The 16,556-nt window shown below is 64.7% G+C and carries 16 protein-coding genes; 15 read left to right on the forward strand and 1 reads right to left on the reverse strand.

Annotated elements, in window-relative coordinates; genetic code table 11:
* Nucleotides 1-94: 94 nt before the first annotated feature.
* The 11 genes from KO538_RS22690 to KO538_RS22740 all read left to right on the forward strand — a co-directional run bounded on the left by KO538_RS22690 (nucleotide 95) and on the right by KO538_RS22740 (nucleotide 11,424).
* The gene (locus tag KO538_RS22690; protein ID WP_219329720.1) at nucleotides 95-1,579 is read left to right on the forward strand and encodes a PLP-dependent aminotransferase family protein; all 1,485 of its coding nucleotides are present in this window, start codon (nucleotides 95-97) and stop codon (nucleotides 1,577-1,579) included.
* A gap of 38 nt (nucleotides 1,580-1,617) precedes the next feature.
* Nucleotides 1,618-2,181, forward strand: coding sequence for a DNA-3-methyladenine glycosylase I (locus tag KO538_RS22695; RefSeq protein ID WP_219329721.1), 564 nt, complete (start codon nucleotides 1,618-1,620; stop codon nucleotides 2,179-2,181).
* A complete protein-coding gene (mnmC, locus tag KO538_RS22700) occupies nucleotides 2,181-3,812 on the forward strand; it encodes an FAD-dependent 5-carboxymethylaminomethyl-2-thiouridine(34) oxidoreductase MnmC (protein WP_219329722.1) in 1,632 nt (543 codons plus the stop codon). Before KO538_RS22695 ends, mnmC begins: the two co-directional genes overlap by 1 nt.
* Nucleotides 3,813-3,992: 180 nt before the next feature.
* On the forward strand, nucleotides 3,993-4,490 hold the full coding sequence (locus tag KO538_RS22705) for a rhodanese-like domain-containing protein (protein ID WP_219329723.1): 498 nt from the start codon (nucleotides 3,993-3,995) through the stop codon (nucleotides 4,488-4,490).
* Between the two features lie 20 nt (nucleotides 4,491-4,510).
* The gene (gene epsC / locus KO538_RS22710; RefSeq protein WP_070305407.1) at nucleotides 4,511-5,497 is read left to right on the forward strand and encodes a serine O-acetyltransferase EpsC; all 987 of its coding nucleotides are present in this window, start codon (nucleotides 4,511-4,513) and stop codon (nucleotides 5,495-5,497) included.
* Nucleotides 5,498-5,504: 7 nt separating this feature from the next.
* Nucleotides 5,505-5,729 carry a helix-turn-helix domain-containing protein gene (locus tag KO538_RS22715; protein WP_219329724.1) on the forward strand — a complete coding sequence of 75 codons (225 nt, stop codon included), beginning with the start codon at nucleotides 5,505-5,507 and terminating at the stop codon, nucleotides 5,727-5,729.
* 117 nt (nucleotides 5,730-5,846) lie between these two features.
* Nucleotides 5,847-6,776 carry a family 2A encapsulin nanocompartment shell protein gene (locus tag KO538_RS22720; RefSeq protein ID WP_034784363.1) on the forward strand — a complete coding sequence of 310 codons (930 nt, stop codon included), beginning with the start codon at nucleotides 5,847-5,849 and terminating at the stop codon, nucleotides 6,774-6,776.
* Entirely contained in the window at nucleotides 6,751-8,526 is a 1,776-nt protein-coding gene (locus KO538_RS22725) for a family 2A encapsulin nanocompartment cargo protein cysteine desulfurase (protein ID WP_219329725.1), read from the forward strand. Before KO538_RS22720 ends, KO538_RS22725 begins: the two co-directional genes overlap by 26 nt.
* A gap of 156 nt (nucleotides 8,527-8,682) precedes the next feature.
* Nucleotides 8,683-9,402 carry a HAMP domain-containing sensor histidine kinase gene (locus tag KO538_RS22730; RefSeq protein WP_219329726.1) on the forward strand — a complete coding sequence of 240 codons (720 nt, stop codon included), beginning with the start codon at nucleotides 8,683-8,685 and terminating at the stop codon, nucleotides 9,400-9,402.
* A gap of 11 nt (nucleotides 9,403-9,413) precedes the next feature.
* Nucleotides 9,414-11,144: a tetratricopeptide repeat-containing response regulator gene (locus tag KO538_RS22735; RefSeq protein ID WP_219329727.1), complete on the forward strand. Its 1,731-nt coding sequence runs from the start codon at nucleotides 9,414-9,416 to the stop codon at nucleotides 11,142-11,144.
* Nucleotides 11,128-11,424: a hypothetical protein gene (locus KO538_RS22740; protein ID WP_230516689.1), complete on the forward strand. Its 297-nt coding sequence runs from the start codon at nucleotides 11,128-11,130 to the stop codon at nucleotides 11,422-11,424. Before KO538_RS22735 ends, KO538_RS22740 begins: the two co-directional genes overlap by 17 nt.
* A gap of 21 nt (nucleotides 11,425-11,445) precedes the next feature.
* On the opposite strand, the gene KO538_RS22745 is transcribed toward KO538_RS22740, so the two are convergent.
* Complete coding sequence (locus KO538_RS22745; RefSeq protein WP_034753455.1) at nucleotides 11,446-12,162, reverse strand: PhaM family polyhydroxyalkanoate granule multifunctional regulatory protein; 717 nt, start codon at nucleotides 12,160-12,162, stop codon at nucleotides 11,446-11,448.
* Between the two features lie 149 nt (nucleotides 12,163-12,311).
* On the opposite strand from KO538_RS22745, the gene KO538_RS22750 reads away from it, so the two are divergent.
* The 4 genes from KO538_RS22750 to KO538_RS22765 all read left to right on the forward strand — a co-directional run bounded on the left by KO538_RS22750 (nucleotide 12,312) and on the right by KO538_RS22765 (nucleotide 16,556).
* On the forward strand, nucleotides 12,312-13,427 hold the full coding sequence (locus KO538_RS22750; protein WP_219329728.1) for a DUF3108 domain-containing protein: 1,116 nt from the start codon (nucleotides 12,312-12,314) through the stop codon (nucleotides 13,425-13,427).
* Nucleotides 13,428-14,189 (forward strand): DUF3108 domain-containing protein, encoded by a 762-nt coding sequence (locus KO538_RS22755; RefSeq protein ID WP_034753456.1) that lies wholly within the window; start codon nucleotides 13,428-13,430, stop codon nucleotides 14,187-14,189.
* A 269-nt stretch (nucleotides 14,190-14,458) separates the two neighbouring features.
* Nucleotides 14,459-15,829: a hypothetical protein gene (locus KO538_RS22760; protein ID WP_128141393.1), complete on the forward strand. Its 1,371-nt coding sequence runs from the start codon at nucleotides 14,459-14,461 to the stop codon at nucleotides 15,827-15,829.
* Entirely contained in the window at nucleotides 15,822-16,556 is a 735-nt protein-coding gene (locus KO538_RS22765; protein ID WP_219329729.1) for a hypothetical protein, read from the forward strand. Before KO538_RS22760 ends, KO538_RS22765 begins: the two co-directional genes overlap by 8 nt.

The following is a 16,556-nucleotide window of genomic DNA, read 5'->3' on the forward strand; positions in this document are numbered from 1 at the left end:
AAAATAGAGGGGATGCGCCATCTTAGCGCCAGTCTTGGCTATTTAAAACAGCCAATAAGTGCTATCTTTAAGCTACCAATTCAAGAGTGCCGCCATGCCAGCTTCCCATTTGCACCAGATCATCGCCACCTTGCCGCTGCAGCGCGGCGCCAGCGAGCCGCTGTTTCGCCAGCTGTATGCGGCCATCAAGGCCGCCATCCTCGATGGCCGCATGAATCCCGGCATGCAGCTGCCGCCCACGCGCGACTTTTGCCGCCTGCTGGCCGTGTCGCGCCAGACGGTGCTCAATGCGTATGCGCTTCTGACAGCCGAAGGCTATCTCGATGGCGCCGTGGGGCGCGGCACCTTCGTCAGCGTCGAGGTCCCCATGGCCGCGCCGGCCACCAAGATGGAAGCGCCTGGCCTGCTGCGGCCCCTGTCGGCGCGCGGCCAGGGCGTGGTGACGGCCATGCGCCAGGTGGCGTTCCACCGTGGCCCGCTGCGGGCCTTCCGCGTCGGCATGCCGCGCATCGACCATTTCCCGTTCGACGTGTGGAACCGCCTGGAAGCGCGGCGCTGGCGCAGGCCCGACCACCATTTCGGCTACAGCGATCCGGCCGGCTACCTGCCGCTGCGCGAACTGCTGTGCGTGTATTTGAAGGCGTCGCGCGGTGTCCAGTGCACGCCGCAGCAGATCGTCATTACGTCCGGTTCGCAGCAGGCGCTGTTCCTGCTGTCGACCATTTTGCTGGCGCCCGGCGACCCGGTCTGGATGGAGTCGCCCGGCTACCGGGGCGCCAGCGGCCCGCTGCGCGCGGCCGGCGCGCGCGTGTTTCCTGTCCCCGTCGATGCGCAGGGGCTGGACGTGGCGTATGGCGTGGCGCACTGTCCGCAGGCGAAGCTGGCGTACGTGACGCCATCGCACCAGATGCCGCTGGGCGTGAGCATGAGTTTACCCCGCCGCCTGGCCTTGCTGGCCTGGGCCGCACAGCACAAGGCGTGGCTGGTGGAAGACGATTACGACAGCGAATACCGCTACGCGGGTGCGCCATTGGCCTCGCTGCAAAGCCTGGACCGGGTCGGCTGCGTGGTGTATGTCGGCACCCTGTCGAAAGTGCTGTTCCCTGGCCTGCGCCTGGGCTACATGGTGGCGCCGCCCGCGCTGGCCGAGGCGCTGGTGCAAGCCAAGGCCGTGATGGACCGGCACACGGCCATCGTGCCGCAGATGGCGCTGGCCGACTTCATCGCCGAGGGCCACTTTGGCCGCCATATCCGCCGCACGCGCGACAGCAATGCCGAACGGCGCGACTTGCTGGTGCGCGGCATCGCGCGCGAACTGGGCGACCAGCTCGCGTGCGGCCCGGCCGACAGCGGCCTGGAATTGTGCGCGTATTTTCGCGCCGGCCACGATGAAGAAACGGTCGCGCGCGCGGGCCTGGCACGGGGCATCGAATTGCGTCCGTTGAACCACTATGCCGATCCGGCGGCGGGGCCCGAGTGCGCCACGCCGCCCGGGCTGCTGCTGGGCTTTGCGGCCATTCCCCCGGCCGAGATACAGCATGGCGTGCAGGAACTGGGACGCATCCTGCGCGGCCGATAAACTATACTGGCATTTGCCTGCACACGAAGAACACGACCATGACCACCATCCGCTGCTCCTGGGCCAACCCGGCCAATCCCCGCTATCTCGACTACCACGATACGGAGTGGGGCGTACCTTGCCACGACGAGCGCCGGCTGTTCGAGATGCTGAACCTGGAAGGCGCGCAGGCTGGCCTGAGCTGGGAAACCATCCTCAACAAGCGCGACACCTACCGCGCCGCGTTTGACGACTGGGACGCGGAAAAGATCGCCGCGTATGGCCCGGACAAGGTGGCGCAGCTGCTGGCGGACCCCGGCATCGTGCGCAACCGCCTGAAGGTGGCGGCCGCCATCACGAATGCGCAAGCCTATTTGCGCCTGCGCGCGCAAGGCCAGACCCTGGACAGCTTCCTGTGGGCGTATGTCGATGGCCAGCCTATCGTCAACAGCTGGCAGCCGGGCGAATTTCCTGCCAAGACGGCATTGTCCGACCAACTGTCGAAAGACTTGCTCAAGCTGGGCTTCAAGTTCGTCGGCTCGACCATCATCTACGCCTACATGCAGGGCATCGGCATGGTCAATGACCATGCGCCCGCCTGCTTTTGCCGCGCGGGGCGCTGATGCACCGCGTGCTCGTCCTGCTCGATACGGATTTTGACGGCGCCCGCTTGCGTGCCGCCTGTGCGGCGCATGGCGGTCGCCGCCTGCATTACATCGCGCTGGCGCCGCGTCCCGTCGATGCGCGCCACTTGCCCGAAGAGTGGCGTGCGCAATGGCCGCCCTGCGTGCCGGGCCTGCATCGCATGGTCTCGCACGATGGCCTCGTCACGCTCGATGTGCTGATCGGCGAAGCCGATACCTGCCTGGCGCAACTGTCGGCGCGCGTCGATGAAGTACACCTGGCCTGGGTGCCGCCAGCCACGCCGGTGCTGGCGCGCCTGATGGCTGATGGCGCCCGTCTGCAAGCCGTGCATCTGGACGAGGCGCAGCGCGCGGCCCTGCAAAAGAATGGCTTTGTTTTTGACGAGAGCCGTTTGCGCGCCGTGTTTTATGCGCGGCGCGCAGAGTACGCGGCCGTCACCGCGCCCGAGCGGCGCGCCATCGTCATCGGCGCGGGCGTGGCCGGCGCGGCCGCCTGCGAACGGCTGGCCGCGCGCGGCTGGAAGGTGACCCTGGTCGAGCGCCACATGCAACCGGCCAGCGAGGCCTCGGGCAACCTGGCCGGCATCTTCATGCCGCTGATGTCGAAGGACGACAATATCGCCACGCGCCTGGTGCGCGCCGCCTACCTGTATTCGCTGAACCGCTGGAAAGACCTGGGAGGCATCGGCGCCGCCATCGAGGGTGCGCAAAGCGGCGTGCTGCACCTGGCGCGCGACGGCGCGCATGCGCAGGTGCAGCGGCAGATCGCCGCCAGTGGCCTGTATCCGCGTGAATTCGCCCGCTGGCTGGAAGCGCCCGAGGCGACCGCCATGCTGGGCGCACCGGCGCCCGATGGCGCCTGGTGGTTCGAGCAGGGCGGCTGGGCGCGCCCGTCTTCCGTCTGCGCGGCCATGCTGGACGCCTGCGGCGCCTCGCTCACGCGGCGCTTTTCCAGCAGCGCCTTGCGCCTGGAGCGCGGCGACCAGGAATGGCTGGTGCGCGATGCGGACGGCGCCCTGATCGCGGCTGCACCCAACGTCATCCTGGCGGCGGGCACGGGTGCCGTCGATTTCGAACAGGCGGCCGGCCTGCCGCTGGACGCCGTGCGCGGCCAGGTCACGCACCTGGCCGAAGGAAGCTTGCCATCGTTGCCGTTCGTCGTCTGCCGCGAAGCCTACATGACGCCGGCGCACCAGGGCATCGTGTGCGTGGGCGCCAGTTACGACGCGGACGCGGACACCAGCTTGCGCCCATCGAGCCAGGAAGACAATATCGCGAAGATCGCCGATATCCTTGGCGTGGCCCCGTTCGCCGCGCCGCTGGCCGGGCGCACGGGCTTTCGCTGCATGGCACCGGACCGCCTGCCGCTGGCGGGCGCCTTGCCCGACCGCGGCGTACCGGGCCGCTGCGAGCGCCTGCGCGACGTGCCGCGCTGGCCCGGCCTGTTTGGCTTGCTCGGCTACGCCTCGCGCGGCCTGATCTGGGCGCCGCTGGCGGCCGAGCTGCTGGCGTGCCAGCTGGAGGGGGAGCCGCTGCCGCTGGAGAGTCAATTGGCCGCTGCCTTGGATCCTGCGCGATTTTTATTGCGGGAACGGCGCCGCGCTTCCTGAGGACACCCAAAGGCAAATTCCGGGGTCAGACCCGGCGGGTCTGACCCCGGCTTTACGCTGCAATATCTCCATATACGTTTTTCAGCTTTCCAAACTCTTTTTAATTTGTTTTCCGAACAACATAAGTTCGCTACAGTGGACTCGTGCTGGTTTTTGACGACGGAATAAAGAGGTGGAAAGATGGCTGCTGCAGAACTGATTTTCGATCCCCGCGCCGCGCACGGCGAGGCGGCTTTTGACGAGGTGCTCAATCTCGCGCGTACCCAGGCGCAGGCGCAGGGCTTGCCGTATGCGGGCATCGTCAGCGCGCAGGATGCGTGGCAACTGGTGCAGGCTGGCAAAGCCGTGCTGGTCGACGTGCGCACGCATGAAGAACGCACGTTCGTCGGCTACGTGTCCGCCTCGTTGCACGTGGCGTGGGCCACCGGCACGGCCATGAACCGCAATCCCCGCTTTACGCGCGAACTGGAAGCAAAGGTGGGCGGCAAGGATGCCGTCGTGGTGCTGCTGTGCCGCAGCGGCAAGCGCTCGGCCGCGGCCGCCGAAGCGGCCGCCAAGGCCGGTTTCACGCACGTTTTCAATATCGCGCAAGGCTTCGAGGGTGACCTTGACGAGCAGCAGCAGCGCGGCCACAGCGGTGGCTGGCGCTGGCATGCGCTGCCCTGGCTGCAAGATTGAACCTCTTCCCCGGGACCACCATGAACCAGCGAGCCATTCCCCCTGCCTCTCTTGCCGCACAGCCGCAATGGGAACTGCGCCAGATCGTCGATGAATTGCGCGCCGTGCGCGAGCAGTGGCGCGAAGGATTGGCCAGCAACCAGGAGTGCGGCGCGCGCGAATTCCCGTCGCGCCAGCATTTGCACGACATCATCAAAGCCCTGTGCGCGGCCCTGTTCCCGATGCGCCTCGGTCCCCTCGACCTGCAGCAGGAGAGCGAAGATTTCTTTGTCGGCCACACGCTCGACACGACCCTCACGGGCTTGCATGAACAGGTGCGGCGCGAACTCAGTTACCACGCGCGCCAGCATGGCTTGCAGCAGACGGTCTCCATCGAACAGCAGGCGCTGGCCATCGTGCAGCGCTTTGCCCGCGCGCTGCCGCGCATCCGCGCCCAGCTCGACACGGACGTGGCGGCCGCCTTCCATGGCGACCCGGCCGCGCACAGCGTCGATGAAGTGCTGCTGTGCTACCCGGGCATCCTGGCCATCATCCATTACCGCCTCGCGCACACCCTGTATGCGCTGGGCGCGCCGCTGGTGGCGCGCATCATCGCCGAAGTGGCCCATTCGCAGACGGGCATCGACATCCACCCGGGCGCCATCATCGGCAGCAGCTTTTTCATCGACCATGGCACGGGCGTGGTGATCGGCGAGACGGCCATCATCGGCGAACGCGTGCGCATCTATCAAGCCGTCACCCTGGGCGCCAAGCGCTTTCCCGCCGGCGCCGACGGCGTGCTGAAAAAGGGACTGGCGCGCCACCCCATCGTGCAGGACGACGTGGTCATTTATGCGGGCGCGACGATCCTGGGACGGGTGACCATCGGCCAGGGCTCCGTCATCGGCGGCAATGTCTGGCTGACCCGCAGCGTGGCGCCCGGCAGCCATGTCACGCAAGCGCACAACCAGCAGGAGGCACCGGAATTGCCGGCGCCATCCCACCCCGCCTTTGCCCACCACCCATGAGGACAGCATGTTGATCAAACAGTTTGGACTGGCCGTGCGCCAGTTGCGTGAAGGGCATGGCTGGTCGCAGGAGCGGCTGGCCGAAGCGGCCGACTTGAACCGCTCGTTCATCGGCGAAATTGAACGGGGCGCCGCCACGCCGTCGCTGCTGACGGTGGAAAAACTGGCCATCGCGCTGGGCATCGGCCTGGCCGGGTTGATGGCGCGCTGCGAACCGGAATTGGTGGAGTAAAGCGGTTGGATTAAGTGCCGTGATGATGGCGATAGCATGTTGAGAAAAAGAGAGGGGCGTCCGATACTTTATTCGTTTTTCAGATAAGCATATTCACTTTTTTCATCGGGAGTAGTCATGGCAGAAGCAACAGAGAACCAGTTCGCGCTGGGAGATAACGCCGCGCGCCAGCTGGCCAATGCAAGCAAGAGCGTCCCCCAGTTATCCACGATCACGCCGCGCTGGCTCGTGCACCTGCTGCAATGGCTGCCCGTGGAAGCGGGTATCTACCGCCTCAATCGCGTGAAAAATCCGAAGGACGTGCGCGTCGCCTGCTCGCAGCGCGACGAGTCGGAACTGCCGCAAACCTTCGTCGACTATGACGACCAGCCGCGCGAATATTTTCTCAATGCCGTCAGCACGGTGCTCGACGTGCACACGCGCGTGTCGGACCTGTACAGCAGCCCGCACGACCAGATCAAGGAGCAGCTGCGCCTGACCATCGAGACGATCAAGGAACGCCAGGAAAGCGAATTGATCAACAATCCCGACTACGGCCTGCTGGCCAGCGTGCATGACGACCAGCGCATCTTTACCCTGACGGGCGCGCCCACGCCGGACGATCTCGACGAACTGCTGACGAAAGTGTGGAAAGAGCCGGGCTTTTTCCTCGCCCATCCGCTGGCCATCGCCGCCTTTGGCCGCGAATGCACGCGCCGCGGCGTGCCGCCGCCGACGGTCAGCCTGTTCGGTTCCCAGTTCCTCACGTGGCGCGGCGTGCCGCTGGTGCCATCGGACAAACTGCCGATCGAAGACGGCAAGACGAAGATCATTTTGCTGCGCGCGGGCGAACAGCGGCAGGGCGTGATCGGCCTGTTCCAGCCTGGTCTGGCGGGCGAGCAAAGCCCGGGCCTGTCCGTGCGCTTCATGGGCATCAACCGCCACGCGATTTCGTCCTATCTGATTTCGCTGTATTGCTCGCTGGCCGTGCTGACCGACGATGCGCTGGCCGTACTGGAAGACGTGGAGATCGGTAAATACCATGACTACCCAGACACCTACAAGTGATGGCGCGGCGGGCTTGCCTGCCGTCCCGTTCTTACCCGACGAAGCGACCTTGAACCGCCTGGCCGGTGAATTCTTTGCCCGCTTGCCGGGGTTGGCCCCCGCGTTGGACAAGTCGCCCAGCCTTGGCGGTTCCGGCAGCGTGCTCGATGCGGCGCCCCGCTACGCGAATCGTCCGCCGCCGCAGCCCGGTCCTTCCTTCGCCGCCATCGCCCCAGGCGTGGCGACGGCGCAAGTGCCGCCCGTGACGGCGCCGCTGGAGGCACCGGTTGCGCCGGCGCCGGCTTCCGTGCCGACGCCGCGTGCATCAAGCCTCGGTGCGCCGTCGCCCTACTATTTTGTCGGCGGCGCGCATGGTTATCCCGCGTCGAACGGCAAGCTCGATGGCCTGGCGCAGCAGGGGCTGGGGCAGGCCGCGCCGCAGCAGGCACCCGCGCGCCAGCTGCCCGTATCGCCGGCTAACAGCCAGCCCGTGTTCTATTTCCAGACCGAGCTGCCCTCGGCGACGAAGCCGGGCCAGCACCAGACGCCGGCGCCGTTCGACGTGCATGCCGTGCGGCGCGATTTTCCCGTACTGGCGGAGCGCGTCAACGGCAAGCCGCTGGCCTGGTTCGACAATGCGGCCACCACGCACAAGCCGCAGTCGGTGATCGACCGCGTGTCGTATTTCTATGCGCACGAGAACTCGAACATCCACCGCGCGGCGCACGCATTGGCGGCGCGCGCCAGCGACGCGTACGAGGCGGCGCGCGCCAAGGTGGCCAATTTCCTCGGTGCGGCTTCACCCAATGAAATCATTTTTGTGCGGGGCGCCACCGAGGGCATAAACTTGGTCGCCAATACCTTTGGCCGCAAATACATCGGCAGCGGCGACGAGATCATCGTCTCGCAGCTCGAGCACCACGCCAACATCGTGCCGTGGCAGCAGCTGGCGGCGGAAAAGGGCGCGAGCCTGCGCGTGATTCCCGTCGACGACAGCGGGCAGATCATCCTCGATGAATTCCGCAAGCTGCTCAACGGCCGCACCAGGCTGGTGTCCGTCACGCAGGTGTCGAATGCATTGGGGACGGTAACGCCCGTGGCGCAGATCATCGCGCTGGCGCATGCGGCCGGCGTGCGTGTGCTGGTCGATGGGGCGCAAGCCGTGTCGCATCTGCGCGTGGACGTGCAGGCGCTGGGTGCGGATTTCTATGTGTTCTCGGGCCACAAGGTATTTGGCCCGACGGGCATCGGCGCCGTGTATGGCAAGGCGGACTTGCTCGAGCAATTGCCGCCATGGCAGGGCGGCGGCAACATGATCGCCGACGTCACGTTCGAGCGCACCGTCTACCAGGGCGTGCCGAACCGTTTCGAGGCGGGCACGGGCAATATCGCCGATGCCGTGGGCCTGGGCGCGGCCATCGATTACGTCCAGCGCATCGGCCTGGAAAACATCGCCGCCTACGAGCACGCGCTGCTGGAGTACGCGACGCATCACTTGCAGGCCATTTCCGGCGTACGCCTGATCGGCACGGCGCTGGACAAGGCGAGCGTGGCTTCGTTCGTGCTGGCCGGCTACGAGCCGGCGGAAGTGGGGCGCGCGCTGAACGACGAGGGCATCGCCGTGCGCTCGGGCCACCACTGCGCCCAGCCGATTCTGCGCCGCTTCGGCGTGGAAGCGACCGTGCGGCCATCGTTCGCCTTCTACAACACGTATGAGGAAATCGACCGCATGATCGTCGTGGTCAAGCGCCTGGCGGGTGCGCGTCGCTGATCTTGCCTGTTTGTCAGCCTGATGCCGCCCTTGCGCAAGCGGGGGCGGCATTGTTGCGTCATGTCACGGACTTTACGCGTGGCTGGCTGGCGCCCGCAGGCTGGCGGTATAATTTATCCTTGGCAATATTGAAGCTGCGGCCCAAGGAGATATCCGGTGGAAGATCAACACAGCTCGCCCGAGCTATTCCTGTTCCTGGCGTCGACCGTGCACGACATGAAAAACTCGATCAGCGTGGTCAGCGGCACGTTGGAGTCGCTGCTGGCGGCCGAGCAGGCGAAAACAGCCCCCCAGGCCGACCCCGCCTACCTGCAGATGGCGCAGATGCTGTACCAGACCAAGCGCCTCAACGATAACCTGATCCAGCTGCTGGCCCTGTACAAGGAAGTGGGCAAGCCCGGCTACCCGTTCGATGTGCAGCCGCAGCTGGTGAGCCAGGTGGTCGACCAGGTGGTGGACCAGGAAAAGATCCTGCTGACCTCGAAAGGCATCCGGCTCGAGACGGCTTGTGCGCCGGAGCTGATCTGGACCCTCGATGAAGACCTGGTCATCGGCGTGCTCGCGCATGCGATCAATAACGCCATCCGCTACACGAAGGACACGATCCGCCTGTCCGTGCGGGAGCACGGCGGCATGCTCGAGCTGCGCGTGGAAGACAATGGCGACGGCTATACGCAGGCCTTGCTCGACGCGGGCAGCGCGGCCATGGATGGCATGGCGGCCGGCGTGAATTTTTCCACCAACAGCACGGGCCTGGGCCTGTATTTTTCCAGCGAAGTGGCAAAAATGCACAAGCACCGGGGCAGCAGCGGCAGCATCGCCTTGGAAAATGGCGGCGCCCTGGGCGGCGGCTGTTTCATCCTGCGCCTGCCCTGAACGAGGACTCCATGACGACAGACAGCCACGCCACCGCCGCCGAAGCGGGCAGCACCGACTGGGCCGACAAGCATTATCTGCTGGTCGACGACTTCATCGGCATCCGCATCCTGCTGCGCGAATCGCTGCGCAACCTGGGCGCGCGCCATATCGACCAGGCGGCCAGCGGCGGCGAAGCCATGAAGCTGCTGGCCAAGACGCGCTACGACGTGGTGCTGTGCGATTACAACCTGGGCGAAGGCAAGAACGGCCAGCAAGTGCTGGAAGAGACGCGCGTGCGCAACCTGACGGCGCCGTCGAGCGTGTGGCTGATGGTGTCGGCCGAGAAAAGCGTGGAATCCGTGATGGGCGCGGCCGAGCACCAGCCCGACGCGTATCTGATCAAGCCGATCACGGAAGGCGTGCTGCTGACGCGGCTGAACCGCGTGTGGCACAAGAAGCAGGTGTTCCGCGAAATCGACCAGGCCTGCATGGAAAAGGATTATCTGCGCGCGGCCAAGCTGTGCGACGCGCAGATCGAGCTCAACAAGCTGCACGAGCTGGAATTGCTGCGCATGAAGGCCAGCTTGCTGCTGAAAAGCGGCGAGCCGGAAAAGGCCCGCGCCGTGTACGAAAAAGTCTTGGCCGAGCGCGATTACAGCTGGGCCAAGGCGGGCCTGGGCAAGATCCGCATGAACAACGGCGAGCACGAGGCGGCGCGGCAAATCTTCCAGGGCGTGATCGTGGAAAACAAGTACTACATCGATGCCTACGACCAGATGGCCGTCGCCTACCAGCTGATGGGCCAGCACGAGGAAGCGTGCGGCGTGCTGGAAAAGGCGGCGCGCCTGTCGCCCAATTCCGTGCCGCGCCAGCGCAACCTGGGACTGGCGGCCTTGAAGGTCGGCAATGTCAGCATGGCGGAAAAGGCCTTTCGCAAATGCATCTCCATCGGCGAGTTTTCCGTCATGAAGACGCCGGACGCCTACCTGGGCCTGGCGCGCGTGTGCGGCCTGAAGAAGGATGCCAAGGAAGCGCTGCAATGGCTGCTGCTGGCGCAGCGCGAATTCTCGCCCGAGCAGATCGGGCTGCGCGCGAAGATCACGGAAGGCATGGTGCACCACGAAACGGGCGACTACCGGCGCGCGCGCAAGTGCGGCGACGAACTCGAAGCGATGCTGGCCGAAGACCCGGCGCGGCCCGAGAAAAGCATTTGCATGGAACTGGCGACCCTGCTGTTCGCCGTCGGCGTCAAGGATGCGCCGGCCGGTTTGTTGTGCTACGTGGTCAAGAACAACCACGATAACCAGGTGGTGCAGGACGAAGTGCAGAAAATTTTCGACAAGGCGAAGATGGGCGACGAGGGCACGAGCCTGATCATCGCCTCGCGCAAGGAAGCGTCGGACTTGATGAACAAGGGCGTGCTGCTGTGGAAGACGGACAAGCTCAACGAAGCCGTTGCCTGGATGCGCACGGCGCGCGACAAGCTGCCGAACAACTTGCGCATCCTGTTCAATTCCGCGCAAATCATCGTGTCGTTCCTGGAGCAGCGCGGCTACCAGGCGGAATTGGCGGCCGAAGCCATGGAAGTGTTGTTGTATGTGGACAAAATTGCACCAGGGCAGCAGCGCTTCGCGCAATTGATGGAGCAACTGGTGCAGCTGACGCCGCCGCCCGGGCCGGAAGAGGCCGTCGTGGTAGCGGAAAAAGCGCCGCCGGTGCCGGAAAAAGGGGGAAAAGTCGTGCGTGAGCGTGCCGGATGATAAACTAGGGGCCAGCGTGGGTTCGCCCGTGCTTGAGTTGCTCTACAACAATAAGGAAGAAACTATGCGTGATGTGGTCAATGAAGTATACAAAAAAATGAAAGTCGGCGCCGTTGCCTGGGTACGCCCGGTCGCCGCCAAGGGAGACACGCTGGAAACATTCCAGTCTTCGTACGAGCACGCCAAGGCGCTGGCCGACGAAGGCCTGATCACGATCGGTGACGTAAAACGCCAAGCCGACAATCAGATCGAGGCGATCCGCATTCATCGTATCGCCTGATCATGTCGCCAGCTTGAAACATCAGGCCTTGCCTGGTGCTTTCGACTTGGGTGCCGCGCGCTTTGCCGGCGCCTTGCGCAGCGGGGCCTTGGCCTTGGCTGCCGTGCCTGCTTCAGCGGGCTTGGCGGATTTGCCGGCCGCTGGCTTGGCCGTCGCTCCAGCCGCTCCACCGCCAAAACTGGCAGCATCGGGCGACATCGCTGTCGACACGGCCTGCTTGAACTGATCTTGTAACAAATTCCACCAGGCACTTGGATTGGCCAGCTGGGCTGCCGCCTGGCTGCCGGCATCGCTGGGCGCCGCCGCAGCTGGTTCCGGTGCGGGGGCAGGCGCCGGCTTTGGTTCAGGCGCTGGTGCCGCAGCTGCGGGTGCGGCTTGCTGGAAAAACGCGGAAGCGTAGGGTACCGATTCAAACACGGATTTCTCGCTGGCGCCGGGCTGGGTGATGGCTGCCGCCAGGGACGCGCCCATCGATTTCAGGGTGGCGATGGTGCCGCGCTGCACTTCCAATGCCTGGATACTGCCGCGCAGCATGCTGGTATTGAGGTTCAGCCAGGCTTCGACGGCTTTCAAGTCGTTGATTTTCTTGTCCAGCTCTTCCACCGACATGGTGGGCGCCGTGATGCCAGGCACGCCCATGCCGGGCACGCTCATGCTGCCCCACAGGTTCTTGACGAAGTCGAGGGTGTCGGTCACAACTGCTGCGCCCGGCATTTGGGGCATTTGCGGGTTTGCCATGCGAAATCTCCTGGTAGGTGGATGTGCCTAGCGTAGCAGATATCAGCTTGCAACTGACGCAAAGCCGCCAACATTTTCTTACATAAAACAGCAGGAGTTGAGTACGGGCAAGAAGCGGGAAGTAGGGGGAAGGCGTTACACTACGGCCTATGATGCCTGACTCCTTCTTTTCGCCACCGCGCCGCCGCACCGTCATTTTTGTCGCGGTCATCGGCGCACTGCATTACGTGGCGCTGGAATGGCTCACCTCGCGTGCCAGCATGGTGCCGCTGGGGCAGGATCATGCGCAGGTGGTCAGCATGGCCTTGATCGCCGAGCCGCCCAAACCCGTGCCGGTGGCGCCGCCCCCGCCGCCCAAGCTGCGGCCCTTGCCCGAGCCCCGCTTGCCGCCACCGCCGCCGCCGACGGAGCTGCCGTCGAGCGACACGGCCCAGTTCACGGCGCCCGCCAGCGACGCGCCGCAAGGGCCGGTCACGCCAGCGGCACCGGCGGCCAGCGCGCCAGCCATCACGGCGCCACCGCCCGCCGTGGCGGAAGCACCGGCACCGGCCAGTCCGCCGCCGCCGCCCGTCGAGCAGGCGCGGCGCTACAAGACGAATGCGCCTGCATCGGCTCAGTTCGACCTGCACGTGGACCGGCGCGATGCGGACGGCACCAAGTGGCAGGGCGTGGCAGCCATGGCGTGGGACAACCGGGGCGACACGTACCAGCTGAAACTGGAAGTGGGCTTGAGCATGCTGATCACGCGTATCAACCTGCTGGTACTGACCAGCGAGGGCCTGATCGATGGCAGCGGCATCGTGCCCGTCACGGCCACGGAGAAACGCAAGGGCCGCGCGCAAACGGCCACGCATTTCAACCGCGACGCCAAGGCCATCACGTTTTCGGCCACGACGGCCACGGCGCCATGGCAGGAGGGGGCGCAAGACAAGGCCACCGTGCCATTCCAGCTGGCCGCCATCGGCCGCGCCGACGTCAATCAGCTGGCTGGCAATATCGACATCCTCGTCGGCGAGGAAAAGGAAGCGACCGTGTTCCGTTTCCAGCTGGTGGGCGAGGAAGAACTGGAGACCAAGATGGGCCGCCTGGTGACCTGGCATTTGCGCCGGCCGCCGAAGCCCGGCACGTATTCGTCGCAGCTCGATATCTGGCTGGCGCCATCGATGCAATGGTATCCGGTACAAATACGCAATACCGAAGCGAACGGGGCGCTGACCACGCAAACCGTGACCCAAATTCGCGTCAATGACGCTACAGGAAAATAAATGATGACTCTGCATTCTTTGAAACACTTGCTGGCCGCCGGCGTACTGGCCGCCACCTTCGCTCCCGCCATGGCCGACGCGCCTGTGGACCACCCCGTCATCAAGCGCCCGTACAAGCTGGCGCCGTCGGCTGACCTCGTCTATTCGATCAAGGCGAAGCAGCGCGGCATCGCGCTGTCCGGCGAATCGGTCAGCAACTGGCGCGCCGGCGACGGCAAGTACTCGCTGCTGGCCGAAACCAAGGCTGCCCTGTTCGGCAAGATCCTCGAGCAGCGCAGCGAAGGCACGGTCGACGATTACGGCCTGGCGCCAGCCCAGTTCGTGGAAAAGCGTTTCCGCAAGGAAGCGGCCACGACTACTTTCAAGCGCGACAGCAAGACCATCGTCTTCAGCGAAGGCGATGACAGCTATCCGCTGAAAGGCGGCGAGCAGGACCGCAACAGCACCGTCTGGCAACTGGTCAGCATAGCGCGCGCCACGCCCGAGAAATTCACGCCCGGTTCGGAATGGAGCTTCTTCGTTGCCGGCCGCCGCGACGCCGAGCCTTGGACCTTCAAGGTCGTCAAGCAGGAGACTGTCGCCACCGGCCAGGGTCTGGTCGAGGCCGTGCACCTGATCAAGGCGCCGCCGCCGGACAAGAAGGGCCAGCAAGTGGACCTGTGGCTGGCCCCGTCGCTGGAATGGTATCCCGTGAAGGTGACGTTCGCCGATGAAGATGGTGATTACGTCGAGCAAACCTTGCAAAAGGTCGTGCAGAAGTAAGTGCTTGCTGTTGTTGTGGGGTCAGACCCGCCGGGGGGAGGTGCCCAATGGGCGCATCCCGATTCCAAAGGAACTGACCCTTGTCCGCCCGTTTTCGCCATCAGGAGTCTTGATAAGCAGGCGCCAGCGTTGCGCCGTGTCCGCACCTCCCCCTCCCACGCGCTAAATTGCATGTCAGAACTGATATACTGACGCCCCCGCCCCGCAGCGCTGCGTTAGCCCGCTGCGCCGCCCGCTGAACACTCATCCGGAAAAGAATGATTGATATAATGGCAAGTGCAGCCGTGGCTACGGATGCAAATCAGACAGAGCAAGAGCATCACGATTCCTTGCAGGCGCATTTCCAGCCCAATATTTCGGCCGATGAAATAGAGCAAGTTTTTCACTTGAAGCGGGCGCAGCCTCTGCTGCAAGTGTTTACGGCCCTGTTCCACGGCGGTTTCGACGGCGTGCTGGTGCGTCTGCTCGTGTTGCGCGAACTCGCGTCCGATGCGGCCACGTCCGCCTATACGCGCGCCGATATCAACACGAAACTTGCCTATCTGTTGCCGGAAAGCCTGGAAACGGTCTTGCTGCGCCTGCGCTCGAACCAGTTGCTGGCCTGGGATGCGCAGCAGGGCGTGTACCGCGTGACGCCGATGGCGCGCAACGTGCTGTCCGCCATCGACAGCTTGCTGGGCCTGGGCCAGACGGAAGACGAAGCGGAAATGGGTTTTCTGCTGTCGCAGGTAGCGGGCGCGCAAGCCGTCGGCGGCGTGTCGGTTGAACAACTCCAGCATTTGCTGGGACGCCTGGTGGACTTGACGGAGGAATTCTCCGACGCCATCGCTTCCGGTTCCGAATTCCGGCTGCGCACGGCGCAGGCAAAGTGGAACATGGCGTGCGACTGGGTCGAGAAGGGTTCCGAGATTCTCGTGGCCATCACGTCCGATGAAAACGCGGACAGCGCCACGCACAAGGCGGCGCAGGCAATCGGCCGCGCGCAAAGCAAATTGCTCAACATGCAAGGCATGTTTTCGCGCGCGCTGAACCAGATCGAGCGCCAGCGCGTGCACCTGGGCCAGTCTGGCCTGTCGACCACGGACATCAAGCGCTGGCTCTTGCTGCACGAAGACCTGGCCAGCCTGGCCGAAGGCGCCATCGACCAGCCCGTCGTGCCGCTGTTCTCCACGCCGGCCGAGATGATCGACGTTGCCGAAACGGAACTGCTGTCCGAACGGGCGGCAGGCATTACCAACACGGGCCTGCCCAGCGGAGAGGATGCGCCCACCACCATCAGCGACGGACCCGCCATGCAGCTTGAACTCGATGACCTGTTGGACCGCCTGTCGAACTTCGCCAGTCTGGGCAATTTCCCCAGCATCGGCGAAGAGGGGCCGAAATCGGTGCCCGTGCAGGATTCCTTGCTGCCGGCCAGCTTTGCCGTGGCGTCATACCGCGCCTCGATGCTGCCGCTGCTGGGTGACGTCTCCGAAGCGAGCTTGCAAGGCTCGACGGCCGAACTGGCCCGCCTGCCGATTACCTTTACACCGACCGACGAGATGGTCCAACTGACCGACCCCCACGTGGCGGCCATGTCGATCGCCTCGCTTTCACTGAATGTTTCACTTGATTTAGATAGCGGCACAGCCGATGAATGACGATTCCCAAATCCTGATTGCGCGCCTGCTCACGCATCAAACCCTGCGCCGCGACGACAAGCTCGTCAAACGCGTGCTGTCCGACGAGCTGTTCCGCGCCGAGATCGATGCGCGATTGCTGGCCTGCGGCTTGAAACTGCTCGACAACGTGTATGCCGACCACGTGACTTTGGCCCTGACGCGCACCATCGAGCCGAAGATTTTCGGCGCGCGCGACGTGTGGCAAAACAATAATTTCGGCCTGGCGCGCGATGGCGTGGCCTTGCTGGTGGTGCTGTGGGCGCAGATCATCCTGCCCAAGCGCGAACGCCAGGAAACGCACCAGCATGCGGACGATGACCAGAACGATATGTTCGGCACGGAAAAACCGCTGCCGCGCGCGGAAGATGCGTCGATCGGCATTTCCTACAAGGCGCTGCTGTCGGACTTCGGCGACAAGCTGGGCAAGAAGACGCGCATGGACATGAACCTGGGCACCCTGGCCAAGCTGGGCTTTATCGAGCGGCGCGGCGATTTCATCCTGGAAGGTCCGCTGCTGGACTTGATGATGGACACGGATGTGTTGAAAGAGCGCATCATCAACGGCGCCCTGGCCGACGTGTTCAAGCGGGCGCCGGCGCGCCTGGTGGCCATCGATCCTGACGCCGATCTGGCAGACGACCTGTCCGCCGACATCGGCGACCTGCCTGACGCTGGCGACGAGCCCGCGTCCGACCTTCCTCACTGA

It is taken from the genome of Janthinobacterium sp. NKUCC08_JDC, assembly GCF_019345575.1.
Taxonomy (GTDB): Bacteria; Pseudomonadota; Gammaproteobacteria; order Burkholderiales; family Burkholderiaceae_D; genus Janthinobacterium; species Janthinobacterium aestuarii.

Coding starts and splice junctions, on each gene's coding strand:
- KO538_RS22690 (WP_219329720.1), top strand. CDS start 95: ATGCCAGCTTCCCATTTGCACCAGATCATCGCCACCTTGCCGCTGCAG.
- KO538_RS22695 (WP_219329721.1), top strand. CDS start 1,618: ATGACCACCATCCGCTGCTCCTGGGCCAACCCGGCCAATCCCCGCTAT.
- mnmC (WP_219329722.1), top strand. CDS start 2,181: ATGCACCGCGTGCTCGTCCTGCTCGATACGGATTTTGACGGCGCCCGC.
- KO538_RS22705 (WP_219329723.1), top strand. CDS start 3,993: ATGGCTGCTGCAGAACTGATTTTCGATCCCCGCGCCGCGCACGGCGAG.
- epsC (WP_070305407.1), top strand. CDS start 4,511: ATGAACCAGCGAGCCATTCCCCCTGCCTCTCTTGCCGCACAGCCGCAA.
- KO538_RS22715 (WP_219329724.1), top strand. CDS start 5,505: ATGTTGATCAAACAGTTTGGACTGGCCGTGCGCCAGTTGCGTGAAGGG.
- KO538_RS22720 (WP_034784363.1), top strand. CDS start 5,847: ATGGCAGAAGCAACAGAGAACCAGTTCGCGCTGGGAGATAACGCCGCG.
- KO538_RS22725 (WP_219329725.1), top strand. CDS start 6,751: ATGACTACCCAGACACCTACAAGTGATGGCGCGGCGGGCTTGCCTGCC.
- KO538_RS22735 (WP_219329727.1), top strand. CDS start 9,414: ATGACGACAGACAGCCACGCCACCGCCGCCGAAGCGGGCAGCACCGAC.
- KO538_RS22745 (WP_034753455.1), bottom strand. CDS start 12,162: ATGGCAAACCCGCAAATGCCCCAAATGCCGGGCGCAGCAGTTGTGACC.
- KO538_RS22750 (WP_219329728.1), top strand. CDS start 12,312: ATGATGCCTGACTCCTTCTTTTCGCCACCGCGCCGCCGCACCGTCATT.
- KO538_RS22755 (WP_034753456.1), top strand. CDS start 13,428: ATGATGACTCTGCATTCTTTGAAACACTTGCTGGCCGCCGGCGTACTG.
- KO538_RS22760 (WP_128141393.1), top strand. CDS start 14,459: ATGGCAAGTGCAGCCGTGGCTACGGATGCAAATCAGACAGAGCAAGAG.
- KO538_RS22765 (WP_219329729.1), top strand. CDS start 15,822: ATGAATGACGATTCCCAAATCCTGATTGCGCGCCTGCTCACGCATCAA.